The following is a 5,868-nucleotide window of genomic DNA, read 5'->3' on the forward strand; positions in this document are numbered from 1 at the left end:
TGAAGTGATGCGGGCGCTACGGAAAGGTCAGAAAGGTATTCCGGGTTGGGGTTGCAAACATAGTCACGGGCGAATACCGGAGTATCTGCCGCAGGCCGAACCTCAACTACAGGGGGGGATTGCTGAAGGTTTTCTCTAGTCACCCCGGCCCGGTCTTACGGCGGACACTGGGGGTTGCATCATTTTGAACATGGATTTATACTCCACCACAGAACAACAACATTCCGGAGTACATTTGTTCGCCCCGATTCTCTGTGTCTCAGCCGCCAAGTTGAATAACAGAAATCGGGGTTTAGTTTTTCAGGGGTTCCCACCCCGTTCCTGATACCTTCCGGCGTGCCAACCATAAATTCTTAATGCACTTTAGCAATAGTTGCTCAAGCAGTCAATTTCGACATTCCGCAAATCTAACTAAAATTTCAGAAAGCAACTCTGATTGCGTCTTACCGATTGCTTCACAAACCGATAGAAGTATGTCTTTCACTTCAGGCAATACATATGCCTGAATCTCCTTCAGATCTTTACGTTTCAGATTTTCTACATGAGCAGCTTGCCTTTCACTGCGATTAGCGTATTTACGTGGTTTTCCCACTTTCCTGCGAACAGCATCTTTTTCTTCATCCATCATGCTGTGCACCTGCTATCTTTTTGATTATCATGCCAATCTAAACCAAAACGTCACTTTTCACCAGCGTGGAACGTCGTCTGCTTGCGTTTTGGCACCACCATCAGCGGATTATCTGCCGGTACGGGGTTCTGCACGTATACCTTTCCGGCATCGATGAAGTAGCCAGACAGGTTTGAGAAGCCACCTCCCGCGCCGTCATACAGACGGCAACGGTAGAGTTTGCCTTCACGTCGCCTGATACCGGGAAGCGTCTCTTCATACCCCAGGAACGCGGCTACATCTTCCCAGTCGGTATTGTCCTCGTCCTCACTGACGTGCGTTTCAGGAACGCTATGTGTGACTTCTGAGTCAGCCGGGGCTGTCGCTTCTGTTTCCGGCTGAGGCGGTACGGCCAGCGCCGACGCCAGCACAGGAACCGCAGCCACTGGAGGTTTGATCGGAGCGGCAGCAACAGGCGCGGAAGTCACGCCGGGCAGCGTCACTGCCGAAACCAGCGGCGCTGTTGCCACGCCTGCTGCTGGCATGACCGGCACTACCGCGACTGGCCCAATAACTTCTGCAATGGCATCAGAGACGATCGCGTTGATCACACCACATTGCGCCCGATGCCCGCCCACCCAGAGCAGGAGTATATCCAGCGCCGGGGTATGCAGCTTCAGCCAGCGGAAAACACCTTCGGGTAATACCCTGGCGGCAAACATCGCCCCCAGGCAGGTGTCCGCACCCTCTAATCCGGGCGGAACAAACCTGAACCGGTAGGCCGATTCAGGCATTCCGTCAAACGGCGTCCATATTTCCCCGTCCTCCAGTTCTACCCTGAGAGCGCTCAGTGCCGAAAGGTGCGAGAAAAGTGCAGCGTAGAAAACTACCGTATTCCAGGCGGCTGAATCTCTGGCTTGATCTTCGGGCGGTACGCCAGGTGGCAGCATATAGCTCCGGGCCTTCATCAGCGCGTACAGCACTGTTTTTAACGTCGCATCCAAGCCCCCCCCTGATATGCAAATTTTCCTGCGCTGCTCATCGGGAATTGCTGCATCACTTCCGCACAAGCGTGGAGTGGAGCAAGGCACAGTGACTGATAGGTTTCTTTCGGCAATGAGGTATTTTCCCAGATCCGAACCATCATTGTGCGGCGCTCTGTTTTCGAAAGCAGTTGCCTGGCGCTGAGTGGCAAGTGGAAGCCTTCCGGAGCAGAAGGCGCTGCTTCCGGTTCATTTTCCTTGTCCTTCAGGAAACGGGCAATCGTTTTCCACATCGTCTTCGCACGCTCTGGCTGATACAGGTTCCGTCACTCTAAGCGGCGTACATCAAGGGTGCAACGATCAAATGAAGGCAGGTGTCCGCCATTTGATTTATAGGATTTTTGGGGTTCAAACGTAGAGACGAGAGCATGGGCATCCACCATATATCACATCACGCCCGAATATGTGACATATGGTTAAATCGCAGTTGATGGAGTAAAGGGTGCCTGAAAAATGAAACCCGACAATCTGCTGCTCACCGAACGTGCGGGGTTTCGAACCCCGCACGGCGGTTATGCTACTTTCTCGGTTCGTAGGCGAGTCGTGCCTGCATTTCAGTATTCCCCTGTTTGATACTCAACTCGCAGAGCGAGCCGCGTACCATCCAGGTAAAACACAGTACTGCTATACACAGTACCACCACGCCTATCAGCGCGTATTTTGCAGGCATACTTGCCTCCTTACGGGAAAGAGGCTTACAATAGAATTGTCAAGTTTCATTGTCGGCCTCGTGGGTTAAAGGATTAACTCTCGGGGCTTTCAACTATCTGCGTCTTGCATCATGCCCGAAGCAGACAGCTTCAGGCACCCGCGAGCATTCTAACAACATTCACCCGAAAATTCCCGTACTTGTGAAATTCTGCCCGTAATCATATTCATCACAATTGTGTATTTTTTAACCATCTCAGCAGACCACCGCGCAACGCCAAATCGATTACGTTTTAAACAATGTTATCCACCGCCGTTGTGCGTATCTTTTGTGACCAAAATGTTGCAGCTTATCTCTGAAGCTGACTGATTGGGGTTCTGCGCCCATCTCCTCCAAAAGTCCCAACTTTTACATAAAAATCATTATTTATCATGTTGTTAATAGTTTTATTCGTACTCCGTATCATCTTCATCGTTTAGTGGGTCTACTTCTTCCAGAAGTCTGTCCAGACTTGTGATCGCAACTTGATCTTCGAAAGAATAGTTTCCACCAAGGAGAATGTGTCTCCATGCTACTGGGGATAAGTTAGCCAGAACGTCTATTGCTTTTTTATTATTTTCTTTTTCAAATTTATCGACCAGTCCGGATAATATGGCTGAATTATAGTAGATTACACAATTAGCTATTAGTCTCGCGCAGTCATTCCATTGATCTATCTGGTAGTCATCGCTACCTCGGAATTAATTTCCGTTGACTGATGCTATTGCTCTTCTCAGTTGATGATAAGCCTCACCTCTGTTCAGGGCTTGCTGAACAAATTGCCTTAAAGTTTTATTGTCAGCATAGTCAAGAACATATATACATTTTATAACTCGATCATATTCCCGAAGCGCTGCTAATGTCTTGTTACTACGCTTTGCATTAGATAATTTCTTAACCACCGTACTTTGAATGGTGATTTTCCTGCTTAAAAAGCAAATAATATGCTGTATGTTTTCCCATTCTTGGGTGATGAGCTTTATATTAAATTTTTTTTAAGTCTGATAATAAGTTACTCATCTTCGAGTATAACCTCAAATAACTTTGAATTTTGCATAACGTGGTGAAAATTGATAACCAAAATATCCAGTATCGCAAAATTTACATTATTGACACCATGATTATCAGTAGCTAATGACTTTGGCTGTATTTCACTGGTGTTATTATATAACAGGTCAAATGCAAAATGTCCTTCATACTCATTTGGAGAAATGACAACTGTTGCCAATGGCACATGATTTGATACCAATGTCATCGCAGAAATACCTTTTCCTTTTCTGAAGTACTTGGCAGAAAAACGGGCTTTGAATGTATTTATTCGGCATGTATGCTTCTGTCTATCAATACTTCCAAATGGAGACTCTTTATTTATTGTCCAGTATTTATACACCGAAAGGTTTGCAATTGCGTCAGATATTACTGTGTTAGCTATACCTGTTGTATCTGGACGAATAATATTTGTCATTTACATCACGTAGTATACCAATACTTCGGTCTGATGCAGACGCCATTCTATGAATGCCATAGTTTGCTCCATTACCAAATATACAGGCAAGAAGATCATTATAGTCAGCTTCGAGATTATTCTTTCTGGATGATACGGCATTGAACACAGACAAAAATCCGTCTCATTGTTTACATACTTCATTATGTCAACTATCCCGATGTTTTTTATTTGATTGTAAATCAGATTGTCAATACTGGTCTTCCATTTTTTACTGGCGAGGCTCCACTGTAATCTGTTTGAATGTCGCTGTTTTTTACGAACTCATTAGCATCTGAATTTATACCAATAGTTATACAATCCAACTTATCGTTAAATATATTTTCCAAATCGTACAATGTCTGCGTTATTGGTGTAATAAGTCGTTCTAGCCCTGTCTTCTCTATCAAAATCGATTTATTCTCATCCCAGTAACCACGCTCTATAAGAGCATCTTCCAGTCGTTTGTTTTGCTCACTCTCTGAAGCATAAAAGACGCCATTTTCCAGATGGTTGGATATCCTGCTGTACATATGAAACTCGAATCTTTGAGTGTTAACTTCGCCTTCTTTTACAATATGGTTTTTCTCGGATGGGCGAATTACCCTCTGATCTTTAGCTTCTAGCTTTTCTTTTTCTTTGAGACCATCCCTGGTAGCAGAAATCTGCTATTCAATAACTGACTTCTCGTTGTCATATACGATATCTATGACCATAAAAAATTTTCTAATTGAATTGGCGATCTTAAGGTGATTACTGGCAATATACTGCCATTGATACTCAATTACATCGATTTCATTTTTATCAAAAAACTCACTTACAAGATGCATATCATCCTTTGATATAAGCAAAAATACCTTTTGTCGAATCTCACCAAAGGGTATATTGTCATCAATACTTCCATCAATGAAGAAGTTAAACACCGTGCTTGCAAACTTAAGCTTTTTATTTATTAGATCTATCTCCTCAGTCGCCCGAGCTTTCGCGGATAAAACCGAAGCATCTTTGTGTTTTTTTTACTAGGTATCGAAAAGCTGTAATTATCTTGTCATTTATCTCCCGATATCTGAAGTATAAATAACAGCATAAACAAAGTATCCCTTGCCATTTAGGGTGCCGCTTAAGCCTGAATGTTGTGCTGTGTTTTACTATTGGAGCATAGTACTCCATGTTTCCCTGGGATATGCCTAATGAATTGATGGTGTCTTTTATTTCATAATAAACACTGTTTATCACATTGTGCGAGCTTAATTCGCTTTCTATTTCTGATGTTGAGAAATCTCTCGCACCGCCATTATATCCTCTAATAGCATATAAGCTTCCTTCATTATGATGAATAGAAGTAATTTGTTGTGCTGTTGCTGGACTCATTCTTTTTGACAAAATATTAACTGTCCTTTTCCTTTTCCTTTCAAAGTTTAAAGCCTCTGAAACCAGTTTCTGGACGGTACTGTAGCCAGGAAGTGCTATACGTCTTTGCCCTAAAAAAGCAAGTAATTCATCAAAAATATATTTTGGCTCCATACATATGGTAGCAACATCATTCAGACGTTCGCTTAGCTCACTTTTAATGGATGGTGTGAGTTGTTCAAATCCAAGAGTAGAGAGCATTCGTTTGATTAGCCGAGATCTAGTACTTTTTGGAATGTTTATATTTAAGTTAGCATTTCCGTTTTTGTAATAATTCTGGATGATATATTTTATATCACCCTTTACATTTTTATGTAAACTCAGGAATCACAGGTTTATATCTGAAATAACCTATAATCAATATTAGATACACTCTGCTTTCTATGTTTATCATTTTATCAATTTCTTTTTTTAGACCACTATCCAATGAGAAATATTCTATTCTTTCAACAGGGTTGAAAGAAGGAACTTGATATAATTCATTTATTTCATTTTTTGTTAATATACTAATTCTTTTCTTATGTTTCTGCATGCATTCACCTGAATGTTAAATTTTTGCTAAATTCCAATAAGTATCAAATATTAAGATATCTGACACCCCTCTAAAACAGCATAAAAGCAGGTTTCAAAAATCGTA

At 42.6% G+C, this 5,868-nt stretch carries 8 protein-coding genes and 2 pseudogenes; all 10 read right to left on the minus strand.

Annotated features, from left to right (window positions below; all coding sequences use genetic code 11):
- Positions 1-385: 385 nt before the first annotated feature.
- The 10 genes and pseudogenes from BBW68_RS01860 to BBW68_RS20110 all read right to left on the minus strand — a co-directional run bounded on the left by BBW68_RS01860 (position 386) and on the right by BBW68_RS20110 (position 5,763).
- Positions 386-628, minus strand: a complete 243-nt coding sequence (locus BBW68_RS01860; protein WP_070133767.1) for a RepB family protein — start codon at positions 626-628, stop codon at positions 386-388.
- Positions 629-678: 50 nt separating this feature from the next.
- Positions 679-1,883: pseudogene (locus BBW68_RS01865) on the minus strand (TraI domain-containing protein).
- Positions 1,884-2,167: 284 nt separating this feature from the next.
- A complete protein-coding gene (locus tag BBW68_RS15420; RefSeq protein ID WP_083264742.1) occupies positions 2,168-2,320 on the minus strand; it encodes a Hok/Gef family protein in 153 nt (50 codons plus the stop codon).
- 425 nt (positions 2,321-2,745) lie between these two features.
- Positions 2,746-3,321 (minus strand): annotated as a pseudogene (locus BBW68_RS20100) (Tn3 family transposase).
- A 29-nt stretch (positions 3,322-3,350) separates the two neighbouring features.
- On the minus strand, positions 3,351-3,803 hold the full coding sequence (locus BBW68_RS20105; RefSeq protein WP_276325368.1) for a Tn3 family transposase: 453 nt from the start codon (positions 3,801-3,803) through the stop codon (positions 3,351-3,353).
- Positions 3,763-3,951 (minus strand): transposase, encoded by a 189-nt coding sequence (locus tag BBW68_RS19360; protein WP_245675189.1) that lies wholly within the window; start codon positions 3,949-3,951, stop codon positions 3,763-3,765. Before BBW68_RS19360 ends, BBW68_RS20105 begins: the two co-directional genes overlap by 41 nt.
- 73 nt (positions 3,952-4,024) lie before the next feature.
- Positions 4,025-4,354: a hypothetical protein gene (locus tag BBW68_RS19365; protein WP_070133770.1), complete on the minus strand. Its 330-nt coding sequence runs from the start codon at positions 4,352-4,354 to the stop codon at positions 4,025-4,027.
- Between the two features lie 135 nt (positions 4,355-4,489).
- A complete protein-coding gene (locus BBW68_RS19370) occupies positions 4,490-4,744 on the minus strand; it encodes a hypothetical protein (protein WP_070133771.1) in 255 nt (84 codons plus the stop codon).
- Between the two features lie 43 nt (positions 4,745-4,787).
- A complete protein-coding gene (locus tag BBW68_RS19375; protein WP_338061292.1) occupies positions 4,788-5,555 on the minus strand; it encodes a DUF4158 domain-containing protein in 768 nt (255 codons plus the stop codon).
- A complete protein-coding gene (locus BBW68_RS20110; RefSeq protein WP_070133772.1) occupies positions 5,542-5,763 on the minus strand; it encodes a DUF4158 domain-containing protein in 222 nt (73 codons plus the stop codon). The genes BBW68_RS19375 and BBW68_RS20110 overlap by 14 nt, the downstream gene beginning before the upstream one ends.
- Between the last annotated feature and the right edge of the window lie 105 nt (positions 5,764-5,868).

This window comes from Candidatus Erwinia dacicola, assembly GCF_001756855.1.
Taxonomy (GTDB): domain Bacteria; phylum Pseudomonadota; class Gammaproteobacteria; order Enterobacterales; family Enterobacteriaceae; genus Erwinia; species Erwinia dacicola.

Bases quoted from the DNA above. Each gene is read 5' to 3' on its own strand.
- BBW68_RS20110 (WP_070133772.1), bottom strand. From the start codon at position 5,763: ATGCAGAAACATAAGAAAAGAATTAGTATATTAACAAAAAATGAAATA.
- BBW68_RS01860 (WP_070133767.1), bottom strand. From the start codon at position 628: ATGATGGATGAAGAAAAAGATGCTGTTCGCAGGAAAGTGGGAAAACCA.
- BBW68_RS19365 (WP_070133770.1), bottom strand. From the start codon at position 4,354: ATGTACAGCAGGATATCCAACCATCTGGAAAATGGCGTCTTTTATGCT.
- BBW68_RS20105 (WP_276325368.1), bottom strand. From the start codon at position 3,803: ATGACAAATATTATTCGTCCAGATACAACAGGTATAGCTAACACAGTA.
- BBW68_RS15420 (WP_083264742.1), bottom strand. From the start codon at position 2,320: ATGCCTGCAAAATACGCGCTGATAGGCGTGGTGGTACTGTGTATAGCA.